This is a genomic window from Advenella kashmirensis W13003 (assembly GCF_000506985.1).
Lineage (GTDB): Bacteria > Pseudomonadota > Gammaproteobacteria > Burkholderiales > Burkholderiaceae_B > Advenella > Advenella kashmirensis_A.
Genome location: NZ_KI650980.1, coordinates 952027 through 970361, shown reverse-complemented (window position 1 = coordinate 970361; position 18335 = coordinate 952027). Strand labels below are relative to the sequence as shown.

The 18335-nt window shown below is 55.6% G+C and carries 18 protein-coding genes; 9 read left to right on the top strand and 9 right to left on the bottom strand.

The window, feature by feature from the left end:
* Positions 1–4: 4 nt before the first annotated feature.
* The 9 genes from leuD to W822_RS39165 all read left to right on the top strand — a co-directional run bounded on the left by leuD (position 5) and on the right by W822_RS39165 (position 8827).
* Complete coding sequence (leuD, locus tag W822_RS39205; RefSeq protein ID WP_024006191.1) at positions 5–661, top strand: 3-isopropylmalate dehydratase small subunit; 657 nt, start codon at positions 5–7, stop codon at positions 659–661.
* A gap of 27 nt (positions 662–688) precedes the next feature.
* Entirely contained in the window at positions 689–1765 is a 1077-nt protein-coding gene (leuB, locus tag W822_RS39200; protein WP_024006190.1) for a 3-isopropylmalate dehydrogenase, read from the top strand.
* Between the two features lie 240 nt (positions 1766–2005).
* Positions 2006–3136 carry an aspartate-semialdehyde dehydrogenase gene (gene asd, locus W822_RS39195; RefSeq protein ID WP_024006189.1) on the top strand — a complete coding sequence of 377 codons (1131 nt, stop codon included), beginning with the start codon at positions 2006–2008 and terminating at the stop codon, positions 3134–3136.
* Positions 3137–3139: 3 nt separating this feature from the next.
* Positions 3140–3355 carry a hypothetical protein gene (locus W822_RS39190; protein WP_024006188.1) on the top strand — a complete coding sequence of 72 codons (216 nt, stop codon included), beginning with the start codon at positions 3140–3142 and terminating at the stop codon, positions 3353–3355.
* Entirely contained in the window at positions 3321–4196 is an 876-nt protein-coding gene (gene truA, locus W822_RS39185) for a tRNA pseudouridine(38-40) synthase TruA (RefSeq protein ID WP_081724413.1), read from the top strand. The genes W822_RS39190 and truA overlap by 35 nt, the downstream gene beginning before the upstream one ends.
* A gap of 276 nt (positions 4197–4472) precedes the next feature.
* Positions 4473–5573 carry a TRAP transporter substrate-binding protein gene (locus tag W822_RS39180; protein ID WP_024006186.1) on the top strand — a complete coding sequence of 367 codons (1101 nt, stop codon included), beginning with the start codon at positions 4473–4475 and terminating at the stop codon, positions 5571–5573.
* Between the two features lie 109 nt (positions 5574–5682).
* Positions 5683–6297 (top strand): TRAP transporter small permease subunit, encoded by a 615-nt coding sequence (locus tag W822_RS39175; protein WP_024006185.1) that lies wholly within the window; start codon positions 5683–5685, stop codon positions 6295–6297.
* A 2-nt stretch (positions 6298–6299) separates the two neighbouring features.
* Positions 6300–8015, top strand: coding sequence for a TRAP transporter large permease (locus tag W822_RS39170; protein ID WP_024006184.1), 1716 nt, complete (start codon positions 6300–6302; stop codon positions 8013–8015).
* A gap of 143 nt (positions 8016–8158) precedes the next feature.
* Positions 8159–8827: a phosphoribosylanthranilate isomerase gene (locus tag W822_RS39165; RefSeq protein WP_024006183.1), complete on the top strand. Its 669-nt coding sequence runs from the start codon at positions 8159–8161 to the stop codon at positions 8825–8827.
* Here the strand turns inward: W822_RS39165 and W822_RS39160 are convergent.
* The 9 genes from W822_RS39160 to dapD all read right to left on the bottom strand — a co-directional run bounded on the left by W822_RS39160 (position 8824) and on the right by dapD (position 18134).
* Positions 8824–9642, bottom strand: a complete 819-nt coding sequence (locus W822_RS39160; protein WP_024006182.1) for an ABC transporter permease — start codon at positions 9640–9642, stop codon at positions 8824–8826. The two genes, W822_RS39165 and W822_RS39160, sit on opposite strands and share 4 nt — an antisense overlap.
* Before the next feature lie 8 nt (positions 9643–9650).
* On the bottom strand, positions 9651–10829 hold the full coding sequence (locus tag W822_RS39155; RefSeq protein WP_024006181.1) for an ABC transporter substrate-binding protein: 1179 nt from the start codon (positions 10827–10829) through the stop codon (positions 9651–9653).
* Positions 10830–10881: 52 nt separating this feature from the next.
* A complete protein-coding gene (locus tag W822_RS39150; protein WP_081724412.1) occupies positions 10882–11742 on the bottom strand; it encodes an ABC transporter ATP-binding protein in 861 nt (286 codons plus the stop codon).
* A 4-nt stretch (positions 11743–11746) separates the two neighbouring features.
* Positions 11747–11911, bottom strand: coding sequence for a rubredoxin (locus tag W822_RS39145; RefSeq protein ID WP_024006179.1), 165 nt, complete (start codon positions 11909–11911; stop codon positions 11747–11749).
* The gene (locus tag W822_RS39140) at positions 11911–13047 is read right to left on the bottom strand and encodes an acyl-CoA dehydrogenase family protein (RefSeq protein WP_081724411.1); all 1137 of its coding nucleotides are present in this window, start codon (positions 13045–13047) and stop codon (positions 11911–11913) included. Before W822_RS39140 ends, W822_RS39145 begins: the two co-directional genes overlap by 1 nt.
* Before the next feature lie 158 nt (positions 13048–13205).
* Complete coding sequence (locus tag W822_RS39135) at positions 13206–15152, bottom strand: ABC-F family ATP-binding cassette domain-containing protein (RefSeq protein WP_024006177.1); 1947 nt, start codon at positions 15150–15152, stop codon at positions 13206–13208.
* A 70-nt stretch (positions 15153–15222) separates the two neighbouring features.
* Positions 15223–16122: a 50S ribosomal protein L3 N(5)-glutamine methyltransferase gene (gene prmB, locus W822_RS39130; RefSeq protein WP_024006176.1), complete on the bottom strand. Its 900-nt coding sequence runs from the start codon at positions 16120–16122 to the stop codon at positions 15223–15225.
* 45 nt (positions 16123–16167) lie between these two features.
* The gene (dapE, locus tag W822_RS39125) at positions 16168–17310 is read right to left on the bottom strand and encodes a succinyl-diaminopimelate desuccinylase (protein ID WP_024006175.1); all 1143 of its coding nucleotides are present in this window, start codon (positions 17308–17310) and stop codon (positions 16168–16170) included.
* A gap of 2 nt (positions 17311–17312) precedes the next feature.
* Entirely contained in the window at positions 17313–18134 is an 822-nt protein-coding gene (gene dapD, locus W822_RS39120) for a 2,3,4,5-tetrahydropyridine-2,6-dicarboxylate N-succinyltransferase (RefSeq protein WP_024006174.1), read from the bottom strand.
* Positions 18135–18335 lie beyond the last annotated feature (201 nt).

The window sequence follows — 18335 nt, the reverse complement described above, 5'->3', positions numbered from 1 at the left end:
CATCATGGAAGCATTTACCATTCATGAAGGGTTGGTCGCACCGCTGGATCGCGAGAATGTGGACACCGACCTGATCATTCCAAAGCAGTTCCTCAAGTCCATCAAGCGCTCCGGCTTTGGTCCCAATCTGTTTGACGAATTGCGCTATCTGGATCATGGCGAGCCGGGCATGGATAACAGCAAGCGCCCGGTCAACCCCGAGTTCGTGCTGAACCAGCCGCGCTACCAGGGTGCCAGCGTGTTGCTAGCCCGCAAAAATTTCGGTTGTGGTTCAAGCCGCGAGCACGCACCATGGGCCCTGACTCAATACGGATTCAAGGCCATTATTGCGCCTTCGTATGCCGACATTTTCTTTAACAACAGCTTCAAAAACGGGTTGTTGCCCATTGTGCTGTCGGAACTGGAGGTGGCGCGACTGTTTGATGAGGTGCGTGCGTTCAACGGCTACAAATTACGCATCGATCTGGAACGCCAGGTCGTGATTACGCCCGAAGGACGGGAGCTGGGCTTTGATGTGGATGCGTTTCGCAAATACTGCCTGCTTAACGGGTTTGACGATATCGGCCTGACCTTGCGCCGCTCCGACCAGATCCGGGCCTTCGAGGCCGAGCGACTGGCCCGCCATCCCTGGCTCGAAGGCAGCACTGGCCTGTCCCGTTAAATCCCAATCAACAGAGACATTCGCGTTATGACACACACAATTGCAGTTCTTCCCGGTGATGGCATCGGTCACGAAATCGTCGAACAGGCGCAGCGCGTCCTGGGGGCGCTGAATCTGGATCTGACCATGGAGCAGGCCCCGGTCGGCGGCACCGCCTATGATCAGCACGGTCATCCTTTGCCTGAAGCTACACTGGCGCTGGCCAAGCGAAGCAACGCCATTCTGTTTGGTGCCGTCGGAGACTGGAAATACGACTCGCTGCCCCGCGAACACCGCCCCGAGCAGGCGATTCTCGGACTGCGCAAAAATCTGGGCCTGTTCGCCAATCTGCGTCCGGCCATTCTGTATCCGCAACTGGCCAATGCCTCATCACTCAAGCCCGAAATCGTCTCGGGCCTGGATATCCTGATCATTCGCGAACTTACCGGTGACATCTATTTCGGCAAGCCACGCGGCGTGCGTGAAGTACAGGAAGGTGAGTTCAAGGGAGAACGGGAAGGTTTCGACACCATGCGTTACGCTGAATCCGAGGTGCGTCGCATTGCGCGCGTCGGGTTTGAGTCAGCACAAAAGCGCAACAAAAAGCTGTGCAGCGTGGACAAGGCCAATGTACTGGAAACCTCGCAGTTCTGGCGTGACATCATGATTGATGTGGCCAAAGATTATCCGGATGTGGAACTGTCCCATATGTATATCGATAATGCCGCCATGCAGCTAGTGCGCGCGCCCAAGGAATTTGACGTTATTGTCACCGGCAATATTTTCGGCGATATCCTGTCCGATGAAGCTGCCATGCTGACGGGTTCGATCGGCATGCTGCCTTCAGCCTCACTCAATGCTTCGAATCAGGGTCTGTATGAACCCAGCCACGGCTCAGCCCCGGACATCGCCGGCAAAAATATTGCCAATCCATTGGCGACGATCCTGTCTGCGGCCATGCTGCTCCGTTACTCCCTGAACGAGGCAGCAGCGGCCGACCGCGTAGAAAATGCAGTCAAAGCAGTGCTGGAACAAGGGTTGCGCACAGCCGACATTTTCGAAGCGGGCACCACAAAAGTTTCCACTTCTCAAATGGGTGATGCCGTATTAAAGGCTTTAAACTGATATAGTTATAAGATTCAGTCACTTATATGGCCGTCATAATGGCGGATCGCGCGATCAGTCGTGCGATCCGCTATGGCAGTTTGCATTTTCAGGAAATGCGGTTTTTTGATTTTCAGGAAATCGTTTTATTTCGACTTTGTTTTTCAGCTTTATATATCAACCTATATCAACCTCATTTATATATACCAGCTTGATATAACCAGTTTATAGAATCAGTTCACAGAATCAGGTAAGGAAATCATGTCACAGTCAGTGGGTTTTGTCGGGTGGCGCGGAATGGTGGGTTCCGTGCTTATGCAGCGCATGCGCGATGAGGGCGACTTCGCCTTTATCAATCCGGTCTTTTTTTCCACGAGCAATGCCGGCGGCAAGGCACCCGCCTGGGCCGACGGTGCCGGTCCGCTGCAGGACGCCAACGATATTGACTCACTGAAGAAGCTGCCAATTATTGTGACCGCCCAGGGGGGCGACTATACGACACAGGTGCACGGCAAACTGCGCAGTGCAGGCTGGGACGGCGTCTGGATCGACGCGGCCAGCACCCTGCGCATGAAAGACAATGCCGTTATTGTGCTGGATCCGGTCAACCGCAGTGTTATCGATACTGCCGTCGCCAAAGGCGTCAAGGATTTCGTAGGCGGCAACTGCACGGTCAGCTGCATGCTTATGGGGCTGGCAGGTCTGTTCAAGCACGATCTGATCGACTGGATGACCAGCATGACCTACCAGGCGGCCTCTGGCGGTGGCGCCCAGCATATGCGCGAACTGCTCACACAGTTCGGCCTGCTTAACGAAGCCGTCCGGCCATTGCTGGATGATCCTGCATCTGCGATTCTGGAAATTGACCGTCAGGTACTGGCAAAACAGCAGGACGCAAATCTGCCCCGTGACATGTTCGGTGTCCCGCTGGGCGGCAGTCTGATTCCCTGGATTGACAAAGACCTGGGCAACGGGCAGTCCCGCGAAGAATGGAAAGCCGAAGCTGAAACCAACAAAATTCTGGGGCGCGGCGAAGGGTTTGGCAGTGCGCCTATTCCAATCGACGGCCTGTGTGTTCGGATTGGCGCCATGCGTTGCCACAGCCAGGCGCTGACTATCAAATTGAAAAAAGATGTGTCGATCGATGAGATCACCGACATGCTCAAGGAAGGCACCGAATGGGTCAAAGTGGTTCCCAATACTCGTGATGAAACCATGCAGGACCTGACCCCGGTTGCCACCACCGGTACATTGGATATCCCGGTAGGCCGTCTGCGCAAAATGTCGATGGGGCCCGAGTATCTGAGCGCCTTTACCGTCGGTGACCAGTTGCTGTGGGGTGCCGCCGAACCACTGCGCCGCATGCTGCGTATCAGTGTTGGAGAACTGTAAATCATGGAACTGCCCGCCTGGATCGCGAACTATATTTCGTTATGGCTGCTGGCTGTACTGGCGGTCATCGTCGTGGGTCTGTTGATCATGCAGCGGTGCGACCAGCGCCGCCGTGCACGGCTTCCTTCCGGCCCGGGCTATGACGCTTTCCAGCAAAAATTAAAATCAATCAATCTGGATCTTGATGCACCCGACTCCGACGCATCAACCCGTTCCTGAACACACGGCAGTAACGGATGGCGAGCCGCCGACCCGGCGCATCGCGCTGGGCGTTGCCTATAATGGCAAGCCTTATCTTGGCTGGCAGACGCAGCCGGGGGGACGCACGGTGCAGGATACGCTGGAAAAGGCATTGGCCGCCTTCACCTGCGAACCCACCCCGACAATATGCGCGGGACGCACGGATACAGGCGTCCATGCCCGTGCCCAGGTCGTGCACGTCAATACCCTGGTCGATCGGCGTATGGAATCCTGGGTGCGTGGTGTGAACGCGCACCTTCCACCCGAGATTACCGTGCGCTGGGCCAGACAGATGCCTGAGGATTTTCATGCCCGTTTCTCTGCCCAATCCAGAACTTATGTGTATCTGCTCAGGAATGAACGCATTTTGTCTCCACACTGGCATGGGCGTGCGGGCTGGGATTTTCATCCGCTGGATCTGAACGCCATGCAGCAGGCTGCAAAATACCTGGTTGGGCAGCACGATTTCAGCAGCTTTCGCTCATCGCAATGCCAGGCGGCCAATCCCATCAGGACGGTCGAGCATCTGGACATTGTGCAGGAAGGCGCCTTTTTTGTGTTTACATTGCGTGCCAATGCTTTCTTGCATCATATGGTACGCAATATTCTGGGATGCCTGCTGTTTGTGGGTAAGGGACGTCATGAGCCCGACTGGATCGCGCAGGTGCTTGCGCAATGCGATCGCAAGATGGCGGCGCCGACGTTTATGGCCGACGGGCTGTATTTTGCCCAGGCCAGCTATCCTGGCCACTTCGGCCTTGACTCACTGGACTATTTTGACGTGAACAGGCCGTTGCAGGCGCTCCTGTTTGACGTGTAGTCTCTGCCGATTGCGCACAACAAGACGACAGAAAGCGATCGGTTGCCTGATGTCAATTCACAACAGTTCAATTCAACAGACTCAAGTAATTACACTTGTAATGTCACTCCAAATATATTTGTGGTTACAGCGTGACTGCGGCAATAGTGGTCGTGCCTGCCGCAAGGATAAGGGTAATTCTTAAGGGTAATGTCGCCTCAAATCCTGTAGGATTTGGACGGTAACCAAAAGTTTCGATTCTTTCCCTACTCACAATACCCATTGGAGACACCAACGATGAAACGTCGTTCCTTCCTTAAGCAGGCCACTGCAGGTGTGGCTGCAACGGGTGGTGCTGTTCTGGCATCACCCGTTTTTGCGCAGGATGCGCCCAGCATAAGCTGGCGTCTGGCTTCCAGCTTCCCCACCAGTGCTGATGCAATCTATAACGGCAGTGTCAATTTTGCCAAGCACATGGCGGAAGCGACCGACGGCAAATTCAAGGTCAGTGTCCACCACGCCGGCGAAGTCGTACCGGCGCTTCAGGTGCTTGATGCAGTCCAGAACAATACAGTACAGTGCGGCCACAGTGCAGCCTATTACTACTATGGCAAAGACCCGGCCCTGAGTTTTGATGCGGCCGTCCCTTTCGGTCTGAATACCCGCCAATATAACGCCTGGATGCGCTCAGGCAATGGCCTGGCGCTCACGCGCGAGGTGTACAAAAAGTTCAACATCGTGAACTTTCCCTGCGGACATACCGGCACGCAAATGGGCGGGTGGTTCCGCAAGGAAATCAATGGCGTTGAAGACCTGAAAGGTCTGAAAATGCGTTGCAGCGCCTTTGCCGGCGCGGTTCTCTCGCGTCTTGGCGTCATTCCTCAACAAGTGGCCGGCGGCGACATTTACCCGTCGCTCGAAAAAGGTACGATCGACGCGGCCGAATGGATTGGCCCCTATGATGATGAAAAGCTGGGCTTCAATAAAGTAGCCAAATACTATTATTATCCGGGCTGGTGGGAAGGCGGATTCCAGGTATCGCTGTACGTGAACGACGGTGAGTACGAAAAACTGCCAAAACGTTACCAGTCCGCCATTATGCAGGCAAGCGCGCTGGCGACCGAAGAAATGATCGGTACGTACGATGCAAAAAATCCAGGCGCCCTGCGCAGGCTGATTGCCGGCGGTGGTGTGCTCAAGCGGTTTCCAAAGTCAGTACTGGATGCCTCGTTTGCCGAAGCTACCAAAGTTTATGAAGAGTTGTCGGCAAAAGACCCGCTGTTCAAGAAAATCCATGACGACTATATGGCGTTCCGCAATGACGTTTATCCATGGTTCGGCGTGGCCGAGTTCAGCTACGATGCGTTCATGCTGGACGCGCTGAGAAATAAAAAATAAAACACCATGTAAAATCGCTGCTTTACCGGCAAAAAGCGCTTCTGTGCAAGCACCTTTGCCGGTAAAGTGGGCGTGTATTTCTTTTCCTTAAACTTTGGTGTGAAAGCTAATGAAGTTTCTCTTCACTCTTTCCCGGGCGATTGACGCGCTCATGTTGACAATCGGCCGGATCGTTATCTGGCTGACACTGGTGGTGGTGCTGATCAGTGCGGCAAATGCCGTGGTCCGTAAATTATTTCATTACAGTTCAAACGGCTGGCTGGAAATCCAGTGGTATTTGTTTGGCGCGATTTTTCTGCTTGCTGCGGGCTACACGTTCCTGAAAAATGAACACGTTCGCGTGGATATTATTTCGCAGCGACTGTCCAAGCGAACCCAAATCATTATCGAAACCATCGGCGTGCTGTTTTTCATGCTGCCGGCCTGCCTGTTGCTGATTTACCTGTCGTGGCCCTTTTTTATGCTGGCGTTCGAAACCAATGAACAGTCATCCAATGCGGGAGGGCTGGTGCGCTGGCCTGTCAAGTTGCTGATTCCTATCGGTTTCACCTTACTGGTATTGGCCGGCATATCCCACCTTATTAAATGCGTTGCCTATCTGACTGGCAAAGGTCCGGACCCGCTGGCCCCTATGGGCGGCAAGACAGCCGAAGAACTGCTCGCCGAAGAAATCGCGGCCGAAGCCGAACTGAAACGACAACAATCACTGCAGACAGGTAACTGAGCATGGAGTTTTTAATAAATAATATGCCGCCGATCATGTTCGCGACATTGATCTGCTTTTTGCTGCTGGGCTTTCCGGTGGCTTTTTCGCTGGCGGCCAACGGTATTCTTTATGCCTTGCTGGGCATCGCGTTCGGCGAATTCACCTTCCCGTTTTTGCAGGCGCTGCCTGACCGGGTATTTGGTATTGTTCAGAATGATTCACTGCTGGCGGTGCCGTTTTTCACCTTGATGGGGCTGATTCTCGAACGATCGGGGATGGCCGAGGATCTGCTTGAAACCATTGGCCAGCTGTTCGGCCCCATTCGCGGGGGGCTGGCAATCGCCGTCGTGTTCGTGGGCGCCATGCTTGCCGCCACCACGGGTGTAGTATCGGCTTCGGTGATTTCCATGGGTCTGATTTCCCTGCCCATCATGTTGCGCTACGGCTATGATCGCAAACTGGCGACCGGCGTCATCGCGGCTTCGGGTACGTTGTCGCAAATCATTCCGCCGTCACTGGTCCTGATTATTCTGGCAGACCAGTTGGGACGCTCTATCGGCGATATGTACCGTGGCGCCATGATACCCGGTTTCATTCTGGCCGGCGCCTATATTCTGTACGTCGTGATCGCTTCGCTGATCAAGCCCTCCTATGCACCGGCTCTGCCGCCCGAGGCGCGCGTTTATCGTGAACCTAATGGCAGCAATGGCCTGGCGTCGCTCGCCGTGCTGGTCGTTGTTGCCAGCGTAGGCGCGTGGTTGCTGGGCAAAGTGTTCCTGTCCGAAAAAAGTGCAGCGGACGAGACCATCGTTCTGAATCTGCTGCTTTGGGGCGTCATTGCATTCGTCATCGCAGGCCTGAATCGTCTGCTGCGCCTGAAAATGCTTTCGCAAATTGCCGAACGGGTCGTCTTCGTGATGGTGCCGCCGCTGTTCCTGATCTTCCTGGTATTGGGTACCATCTTTATCGGTGTTGCCACACCAACCGAGGGCGGGGCAATGGGTGCGGTGGGGGCGATCATCATGGCCCTGATTCGTGGCCGCCTGACAATGTCACTGCTCAAGCAGGCGATGGACACAACAACCAAGCTCACCAGTTTTGTGGTTTTCATTCTGGTAGGGTCGACCATTTTTACACTGACCTTCACGGGTTTTGGCGGACAGCACTGGGTTGAAGGACTGTTCGCGTCCCTGCCGGGCGGAGAAGTGGGCTTTTTGATCGTTGTCAGCGTTGCGACATTCTTTCTGGCGTTTTTCCTGGACTTTTTCGAGCTGGCCTTCATTATCGTGCCTTTGCTGGGCCCGGTGGCCGACAAAATGGGCATCGACCTGATCTGGTTCGGTGTCCTGCTGGCGGTCAATATGCAGACCTCTTTCATGCATCCGCCATTTGGCTTTGCGCTGTTCTATTTGCGCTCGGTCGCGCCCAAGCAAGACTACATTGATCGCGTCACTGGCAAGAAAGTCAAACGGGTCACAACCGGCGAGATCTACAAGGGTTCTATTCCGTTTATCGTGATCCAGCTGTGCATGGTTGCTGCGGTCATGGCTTTCCCGGGTCTGGTCATGCACTACAAGGGAACAGGTACGGGCATCGACCCGAGCCAGGTAACCTTTGATACGGGCACAAGCTATGGCACCGACCCGTATGGTTCGGACAGCAGTGGCGACAAAGGAGACAAGAGCGAGCAGGGCTCGGGCGATGCTTATGACGACCCGGCCAATGCCTTCAAATAGCATACGCTGATCAGGCGGGCGTGCCGTTCCCGCGCGCCTGATCGGTCGCTATCGGATATTTCAGGACACGGACCTGGGAATTTCGGTACACTCAAAACCCTGGCAGTGGTCTTTTGCCAGGGTTTTTTCTATGGGATACGGTAATGAGAACCCGCGTTAAATTTTGTGGGCTGTCGTCGGAAAAAGATATCCACGACGCAGTCCAGACCGGTGCCGATGCCATCGGACTGGTGTTGTATGCAAAGAGCAAGCGCTATGTGCCGCTGGCACGGGCAGCCGTTTTGCGGCGCGAGGTCCCGGCTTTTGTCAGCGCGGTTACGCTGACCGTGAATGAAAGCGCACAGAACATTGAACAGATCATGCGTGATATTGCACCGGATTTCATCCAGTTCCATGGTGATGAATCCGGCGAGTTCTGCGAACAGTTTTCCTATCCGTATATTCGTGCCTTGCGGGTCGGCGCGCCTGGATTGACGACCGCTCAGGAAATTGCAACTGCAATAGAAGCGTACCCGAACGCGAGGGCCTTCCTGTTTGATGCCTATTCGCCTGCCTATGGCGGCGCGGGGATTTCATTTGACATGACATTGCTGGCTCAGGCTCGCAGCAGACTGGATTCGCACAGAATTATGATCGCAGGCGGGCTGAACGCGAGCAATATCGCCTCGCTGGTGAGCGAGTATCACCCGTATGCAGTTGATTTGAGTAGCGGAATTGAAATCGCTCCGGGTGAAAAAAGCGCAGGCAAAATGCGCTCGTTCATGCTGGCGCTGACCGATGCTGACCGGCAGCACAGACCCGTTGAGCTTTAACTGGTCTGCTTGCCGTAAGTAAAATGGCGATACAGCGCCTGTGCCAGATAATCCAGAACAAAGCCAAGCAGACCAATAAACAGAATGCCTGCCATCAGTTCTGAGTAGGCCAGCCGGTCCCGGGTATCAAGAATGAAATAGCCCAGGCCCGAGGAGACACCCAGCATTTCGCAGGGCACCAGCAAAATCCAGGAGATGCCGATAGACAGTCGCAAGCCTGTCAGGATATGCGATAGCACGCCTGGCAGGACAATCGTCCTGAGCGTTTCAAATCGGGTTGCCGACATGCTGCGACTCAGTTGCAGCCATTGTGGATTCAGGTTCCTGACGCCTGCGGCCGTATTCAGGATGATGGGCCAGACAGCGGCAAAGGTCAGCAGAAAATAGATGGGCGCATCGCCAATGCCGAAAATCATCACGGCAATAGGCATCCACGAAAGCGGCGAAATCATGCGCAGAAACTGAAACGCCGGTTGCGTGCTGTTGTCGAACCAGCGCGAGCTGCCTACCGCGAGTCCGATCGGAATACCGATCACCAGCGCCAGGGCCAGTCCGACAAAAACACGCCGCAGGCTGGTCAGCGCGTGTGCGGGTAGCTCGCTTTGTCCCAGCAACCGGGCCAGTGCCGCAAAACTGTTTTGTGGTGATAGCTGCTCTGCCAACGGCATGGAACCGCTCAGGCTGTGTGCACCAATCCCCCACAGCAATACGAGCACCACGAGGCCCGCAATACCAGCCAGCACTGACGGCGATCGAAAGGTACGACGGGGTTTGGTCGACGAAGCGGACGAGGGGGCGATGCTAGCCGTTGTCATAAGCGTTCCTAGGCGGCGACCTGTTCGGTGCGTGTAAACGTGTCATCCAGCCCGAATGTCTTCAAACCGCCCACTGCGGCAAGCGCGTTTTTGACAAAGCGGTCATCGACCAGATCGCCTGCAACGAACGCGGGATCCAGGTCTTTCAGGAAGGCGTTATTGCCTTCAATATGCGTATTTTTCAATTGACGGATCAGCTCTTCGGTATAAGAGGCGAACGGGTACGGTTGAAAATCGATGCGCGCGGTTTTCCAGTCGGCATGACGAATGGCACCGGTGGATTCATATTGGGTCTCGAAATTCGCCTCGGGCACCAACACGCGCGACAGCGTGGGTTTGCTGTGCGGGGTGTACTTGTTAGTGCCGTCCTTGCTCAGCAAATCGGCCGTTTCCTGACGGTGATCCCGAATCCAGGCCTGCGCCTTGACGATGGCGTTCACGGTTTTCTGGGTCCAATCCTGCCTTTCGGTCAGGTCGCGCTCATGCATCAGGACCACGCAACAGGCATGGTCCTTCCAGACATCGCCCGTAAACCGCAGTACTTTACCGACTTTCAGATCCTCGGCCAGGGCATTGAACGGTTCCGCCACAATGTAGCCGGCAATGGTTTTATTGGCCAGGGCCGGGACCATGTCGGAGGGCGCCATGACAACCAGCTTGACCTCATTGGCGGCCGGTTTGTCGTGCGAGACGGGTGTCAGATTGTTTTTGCTCAGCAATTGCTGCAGGACCACGTTATGTATGGAATACCAGAACGGAATGGCTACCGTTTTGCCACCCAAGTCCTTCACGTCATTGATATTGGGCGCGACGGTCAGCCCTGAGCCCGACATATGGTTCCAGGCCACCACTTTGGCCTTGGCCTGGCTGCCGTAGCGTGTCCAGACCGTCATGGGCGATAGCAAATGAATCACATTGACCTGACCGCTCAGAAACGCTTCGGCAAGCTGTGCCCAGCTGCGAAACAGCCGCGGCTTATCCACCTGCAGACCTTCTGCTTCGAACAGTTTATTGGCATGGGCCACCAGCAGCGGCGTGGCGTCGGTGATCGGCAGATAGCCGATACGCACAGGCGCGTCAGGCTCGGCGGCAAACGCGCGCTGCTGGGCATTGAGCAGGGGCAGGGCGCCCGCAGCCGTGAGCATGGATGACAGACGAAGAAATTCACGGCGGGAGCGGATATTCATGAACAATGACTCGATTGAAAGAATAGGGATGGAAAAAACACGGTAGGAAAAGTCAGGCGAGGGCGCCAAAAGCATTGCGCAGCGTATGGATGATGTCGGCGCGAAGCTGCAGAAATTCGGTACTGGCCACGTCGCGAGGATGGGCCTGATTCAGTTGCCACTGCCTGTGACCGGTCGCGTTGTTATCCAGCAGAATGATGCGATCCGCCAGGGTCAGCGCTTCATCAATATCATGGGTGACCATCACGGCTGAAGCGCGATAATGCGCGATCGTATCCAGCAGCAACTGTTGCATCTGGGTACGGGTAATTTCATCCAGGGCGCTTAAGGGTTCATCCAGCATCAGGATGCGTGGCCGACGTGCCAGACTGCGGGCCAGGGCAACACGCTGCGCCATCCCGCCCGACAGATCAGCCGGATAGTGGCTGCCAAAGCCACGCAGTTTGACTGTCTCAATGGCTTCGCTGACGGCCGCATCAATTTCAGGCCGGCTGCGATTTTTATGACGTTTGAAATTCATGCCATATGCAATATTCTGTGACGCATTCAGCCAGGGCAACAGATTCGGATCCTGAAAGACGAAACTGATATCAGGGTGGGGCTGAGTAACAGGCTGGTTTTTCAGGAGAATCTGCCCCGCCTGCGGCGCCTGCAGACCGGACAAAATACGCAGCAGGGAAGATTTGCCTACACCACTGGGCCCGATAATGACCACAAATTCCTGCTCGTGCAGCGACAGCGAAAAATCATCCAAAATGGTGCGCTCAGTACCATCACGCTGGTAGCTGATACGAATGTGCTCGGCATGCAACAGCGTGTGCCGACCATCTGCGCTGGCCTGCGGTTGTGCGACGCTCGACAGCGTACCGCTATTCTGGTAAACGGGCGAGTCGTCCGGCAGAAATGATTTCATGGTGTCAGTCCGGAATCAGGACAAAGTCCATTTTGCTCAGTCCGCAGTCGGGGCAAACCCAGCTATCCGGAATGTCTTCAAAACGGGTGCCGGCGGGAATGCCTTCTCCGGGCAGGCCCGCCGCCTCGTCATAGATAAAACCACAGGGCGCGCACATCCACTGTTTCATTATGCCGCCTGTTTCTCGTTCTGCAGCGCATGGATTTCCTTGCGCAAATGTTTGAGCGCGGGCGTCACGATGGCTACAAACAGGGCTTCGCGCAACAGGCGCTGGGCAGCGTGGCGCATCAGGTAACCCTTTGCGCCGGCATGCAGCGCAGCCGATTGCGTGGCTTTCAGGCTCAGCTCCGACGCTGCAGCGCGCGCTTGCAGCACAGGCAGCAGTTCGGACTGATCCGTATCGGCCAATGCAGACATATTGCCTGTCGCAGAAGCATAAGCATCCAGTTCCGACTTCAACTCGTCAAACTGGTCATCCAGAAAGACGTTGACATGTTCGTGCGTCAGGTTACTGTCGCGAATAATCTTCAGGCTCGCATCAATGACACCCAGGCCAATGCCGATCTGCCCGAGAATGAAACCGGGCTTGATGCGTCGAATGAATTCTTTGAATTGGGCGGGCTGGGCCAGCACATGATCGGCTAGAACCTGCACATCGGCAAAGCGCACATTGAACGTGCGTGTGCCTTCGTAGCCGGAAAATTCAGGGCAAGGCTTGAGTGTCAGCCCCGGCTGGTCGCAATCGACGGCAAACATGGCATAGCCTTCGTCTTCGACACGCGCTGCGACAATGACGATATGGCCTTGGCCCAGGTTGGATACCCAGGGCAGACTACCGTTGACAATCAGGTTGTCGCCGTTGCGTGTTGCCGTCAGATGGATGCGCTCAATGTCGGCCAGGTGCTTGACAGTATTGGACATGCCGGTGCCAGACAGCAACTGCCCGCTGGCGACTGCGGGCAGGAATTTCTCCCGTGCCGCTGCATTGGGGGCATGCTGCAGATACCATGCTGATGTGGATTGGCACCAGGTGATAAACGCAGTGGATGCGCAGTAGCCCGCAATACGGCGGGTAATTTCGATCTGTTCGGCCAGTCCGGTCTCGCGCCCACCGAAAGGACGAGTCACGGCTGCGTCATACGCACCCAGCTGACCCAGCTCGCGGATCACTGCTTCGGGATACAGTCCTTCCTGGTCAATTTGCTGGACCAGCGGTTTGAGTTTGGCGGCCAGCAGCGCGTCAATCGCTTCGAATCGTTGAGCGGTCTCACTGCTTGCGGAGGGGGAAATTTCGGTGGCAGACATACTTATCCTATACTTAATGCATGCATGCCGGTCAGTATAGAAAGTATTTACTTATGACTGAAATACATTAAAAGAATGTCGATATTGCCATATATCATATAAAGCGCTGAAGGCGGTGCAAATTGCTATAAGGCACCGTCAGCCGCAAGCAACGCAGTTTAGTCAATGTCGGCCGATGCTGACAGGGCGTCAATGGATTCGTGAAGTTGCAGCCATTCTTCTTCCAGTGTCTGCATTTTGGCGCTCAGCTCGCCATGCTCGGCCAGTACGGCAACCCGCTCGTCGCGGCGTGCGTCAGCATAAAAATCTTCATCCGCGATCAGCGCATCCATCTCGCCCAGCCTGGCTTGTGCGATTTCGATCGCTTTTTCAACCAGGCCAAGACGCTTGTCCAGCGGTTTGCGTAACTGCGCGATACGCTGGCGCTCTTCTGCCTGCTGCCGACGCACCGCCTTGCGGTCCGGTGCGATTACGGTGCCATCGATTGCGGCCGAGGCATCACGTGCTTCCTGTCGTTGCGCAAGCGCACGCTGGTTCAGCCAGTCGCGATAGTCGTCCAGATCGCCATCAAAGGTTTGCACATGGCCGTCTGCCACAATCCAGAAGCTGTCGACTGTGGTGCGCAGCAAATGGCGGTCATGCGAGACCATCAGCATGCTGCCTTCGAATTCGGCCAGCGCCGTAGCCAGGGCTTCCCGGGTGTCGACATCCAGGTGATTGCTGGGTTCGTCCAGCAATAATAAATTGGGTTTTTGCCACACAATGAGCGAGAGCGCCAGCCGGGCTTTTTCTCCCCCGGAAAACGGCGCCACCTTGTCATTGACCTTGTCGCCGCCAAAGCCGAAGCCGCCAAGGTAATTGCGCAGTTCCTGTTCCCGGGCAAGTGGCGCAATGCGTTGCAAATGCTGAAGCGGACTGGCGTCAATGTCCAGCATATACAGCTGATGCTGGGCAAAATAACCGATTTCCAGGCCCTTCGACGGCTTATAGTGACCGGCCAGCGGGGCCAGTTCGCGGGCGATGGTTTTGATCAGGGTACTTTTACCCGCACCGTTGACCCCCAGCACGCCGATGCGGGCGCCACCGCGGATCATCAGTTCGATATCCGTCAGAATGGTTGTCTGCTTGCCTTGTGCGTCCACATATCCGGTGGCTACCTTGTCCAGCCGCAGCAGCGGGTCGGGCATGGATGGGGGGGAGGGGATATGTATGTAGATTCCCGACTCGGCCTGAAGGGGCGCCAGTTTTTCCATGCGCGCCAGAGCCTTGACGCGGCTTTGTGCTTGCTTGGCCTTGGTGGCTTTGGCCTTGAAGCGATCGATAAAGGATTGCAGCCGGGCCGTTTCACGACTCTGACGATCAATGGCAGTCTGCAATTGCCGCAGCCGTTCGGCGCGCTGGGTCAGGAAATCATCATAGCCGCCTTTGTAGCGCACCAGTTTTTGCTGATCCACATGCAGAATGGTCCGTGCCACTGCATTGAGAAATTCGGTATCGTGGGAAATCAGGATCACGGTGCCGTCGTATGCCGACAGCCATTTTTCCAGCCACAACATGGCATCCAGATCCAGGTGATTGGTCGGTTCGTCCAGCAACAGCAATTCGGATGGCGCCATCAGGGCGCGGGCCAGTGCCAGACGCATTTGCCAGCCGCCCGAAAAGCTGTTGACCGGTTGCGTCCATTGTTCCGGGGTAAAGCCCAGGCCCGCCAGCAACTGTTCAGCCCGTGACGGTGCGCTCCAGGCATCGGCTTCGACCAGCGCAGCTTCCAGTTCGGCAATGCGGGTGCCTTCGCTATCGGGCGTGGCCGCACGTGCCTGCTGCAGTTCGCGCAGATGATGATCGCCATCGATCACAAACTCCCTGGCCGGCTGCGTCGTAGCATGAATTTCCTGTTCGACGGTCGCAATACGCCAGGACTCGGGAATGAACAGATCGCCGGCATCGGCGTCGATTTTGCCTTGCAGCACGGCGAACAGCGTCGTTTTACCTGACCCGTTTTTGCCAACCACGCCGACGCGTTCCTTGGGATGAACGACAAAATCGGCGTTTTCAAGCAGCACCTTGGTGCCGCGGCGTAAAGTAAGACCAGTAGAGCGGATCACAGCAAATAACCTGATAAAAAGGAAAGGCCCGTTTGATTAACGGGCGTGCAACTTTAAAGAGTCTGCAATTTTAGACGGTCTGCAACTGTTCGCGGGTAAGCAGCAGCAGTGAATCGTCGGAATGCTCTGTTTCAAGAAAGACCGGATTTAGCGTCGGGAAGGCATTCATGAAATGTTCGTATTCATTGCCGATTTCAAGAATGATAAAACCGTCCTGTGCCAGATGGGATGCAGCCTGTCCCAGAATATCGCGAATGGTATCCATGCCGTCTTCTCCGCCGGCCAGCGCCAGAGCAGGCTCATGCTGATACTCGCTGGGCAGCGTGGCCATAGCGTGACTGTTGACGTAGGGTGGGTTGCAGACAATCACGTCATATTGCCTGTCAGCTACGGGAGTATACAAATCGCCCTGCAGCACCGAGACCCGATCGGTCAGTTTGTACAGTTCCACATTGCGTTGGGCCAGACGAATCGCGTGTTCGGACAGATCGACCGCGTCGATACGGGCATTAGGAAAGGCGAGCGCCGCCAGAATCGCCAGGCAACCGGAACCGGTGCACAGATCCAGTACCTCCTGGACGGCGTCGGGCTCGTCGACCCAGGGCTCAAGCTGGTCGGCCAGCAACTCGGAAATAGGGGAGCGCGGAACAATGACCCGCTTGTCCGTCAGAAATCGGTGGCCCTGCAACCAGGCTTCACCGGTCAGATAGGCCAGGGGGACCCGCTTTTTGATACGTAACTCGATCAGGCTGATACATTTCTTTTTCTCGTCCTCCAGCAGCCGGGCATCCAGGAACGGGTCCAGCGTGTCCAGCGGCAGGTGCAGCGTCGAGAGCACCAGGTAAACGGCTTCGTCCCAGGCATTGTCACTGCCGTGGCCGAAAGCCAGTTGCGCGTCATTGAATCGGGAAACGGCGTAACGGATCACGTCGCGTACCGTTTTCAGTTCATTGTGGATTTTCGAAGCCATGATATATCCGATATTAAATGAATGATATGCCGCTACCTGCGCAGTTTAAAGCAAAAGGTTTTCAAGCGTTTTACGATAAATGGCGGCCAGCGGTTCCAGGCTGTCTACCTCGATATGCTCATTGATCTGGTGGATAGTGGCGTTGATCGGTCCGAACTCGATCACCTGCGGGCAGATTTTCGCAATAAACCGCCCGTCGGACGTGCCACCGGTTGTGGACAGTGCTGTTTCGACGCCGGTCACATCGCGAATAGCGGATGACAGCGCCTCGGAGAGATCGCCACGGGGCGTCAGGAAGGGCTCCCCGCCCAATGTCCATTCAATGCTGGTTTCCAGTTGATGGGCATCCAGAATCGCCTGCACACGCGATTTGAGCGAGTCAACCGTGCTGGCCGTCGAAAAGCGGATATTGAACAGAAATTCGGCACTGCCGGGCACTACATTGGTGGCGCCGGTACCCGAATGGAAATTGGAAATCTGGAACGTGGTAGGAGGGAAGTATTCATTGCCCTGGTCCCATTCGGTGCTGGCTAGTTCGTGCAGCGCGGGCGCACACAAATGGATGGGGTTGCGCGCCAGATGCGGATAGGCAACATGCCCCTGCAGACCCTTGACGACCACTTTGGCCGAGAGCGAGCCGCGCCGCCCGTTTTTGATGACATCTCCCAATTGAGCTGTGGATGTGGGTTCGCCCACAATGCAGTAATCAGGCTGTATGCCTTTCTGCTTGAGATAGTCACACACCTTGACCGTACCGTTAATGGACGGGCCTTCTTCATCGGAGGTAATCAGCATGGCAATCGAGCCGCGATGCGCCGGGTGCGCCGCTACAAATTGCCGGGCGGCAACAGTAAAGGCAGCAATCGAGCTTTTCATATCAGCCGCGCCACGGCCATACAGTTTGCCGTCACGGATCGTCGGCTCAAAAGGATCGCTCTCCCATTGCTCCAGCGGCCCCGTAGGTACCACGTCGGTATGTCCGGCAAAAACCAGCAGCGGCGCTGCAGTGTTACGACGCAGCCACAGGTTTTGTACATCGTCAAACGGCAAGTGTTCTGCAACAAAACCTGATTCGGCCAGTTCGCTTGCCAGCATCTGCTGGCAGTCGCAGTCTTGCGGTGTGACCGAGGGGCGGGTCATTAATGCCTGCGTGAGCGCCAGGACCGGTGAAGAAATTCCGTCCGCCATCATCAGGCCCGCAGCAGATCGTTGATACTGGTTTTTGCGCGGGTTTTGGCGTCTACACGCTTGACGATAATGGCGCAGGCCAGGCTATGCGAGCCATCGGCGGCAGGCAGTGAGCCGGGCACGACAACAGAGCCGGAAGGCACGCGACCATAGGTCACTTCGCCCGTTTCACGGTTGAAGATTTTGGTGCTTTGGGAAATAAAGACACCCATGGCCAGCACGGAGTTTTCTTCGATAATCACGCCCTCGACGACTTCGGAACGGGCGCCGATAAAGCAGTTGTCTTCGATAATGGTGGGGTTTGCCTGCAGGGGTTCGAGTACGCCACCGATGCCGACGCCACCAGAGAGGTGTACGTTTTTACCGATTTGTGCGCAAGAGCCGACAGTAGCCCAGGTATCGACCATGGTGTTTTCGTCAACATATGCGCCGATGTTTACATAAGACGGCATCAGCACGACGTTCTTGCCGATGAAGGCGCCACGGCGGGCCACGGCGTTTGGTACTACGCGATAGCCGCCTTTTTTGAAGTCATCTTCACTGAAGTCCTGGAACTTGAGTGGCACCTTGTCAAAAAACTGCATGGGTGCGTTATTCATGACGACATTGTCATTCAGGCGGAAAGACAGCAGCACTGCCTTTTTCAGCCATTGATTCACGATCCAGTCGTCGTCCTGCTTCTGGGCGACGCGCAGCGTACCGGCATCCAGACCGGCCAGGGCGGTGTCAACGGCTTCACGCACCTCGGCTGAAACGGCAGAGGAAGACAGGTCGGCGCGGTCGTCCCACGCTTTTTCAAGAACGGCTTGAAGATCAGTAGTCATAGTCATTGGATAATTTCAAAAATAATAAAAACAGGGTTCAAGGGAAAAGGGTGTCTTCACGGACAGGCCATGGCCGGCTGGTAACCGGACGATACGCATTTTCTTCAGGATACCGAAGCTTAACAAAATCCCCGGCGTTGCTGTGAAACAAAGGGCGGTGGCCGCCCTTTACTTATGCCTGGGTTGCAAGGTCACTGGGCT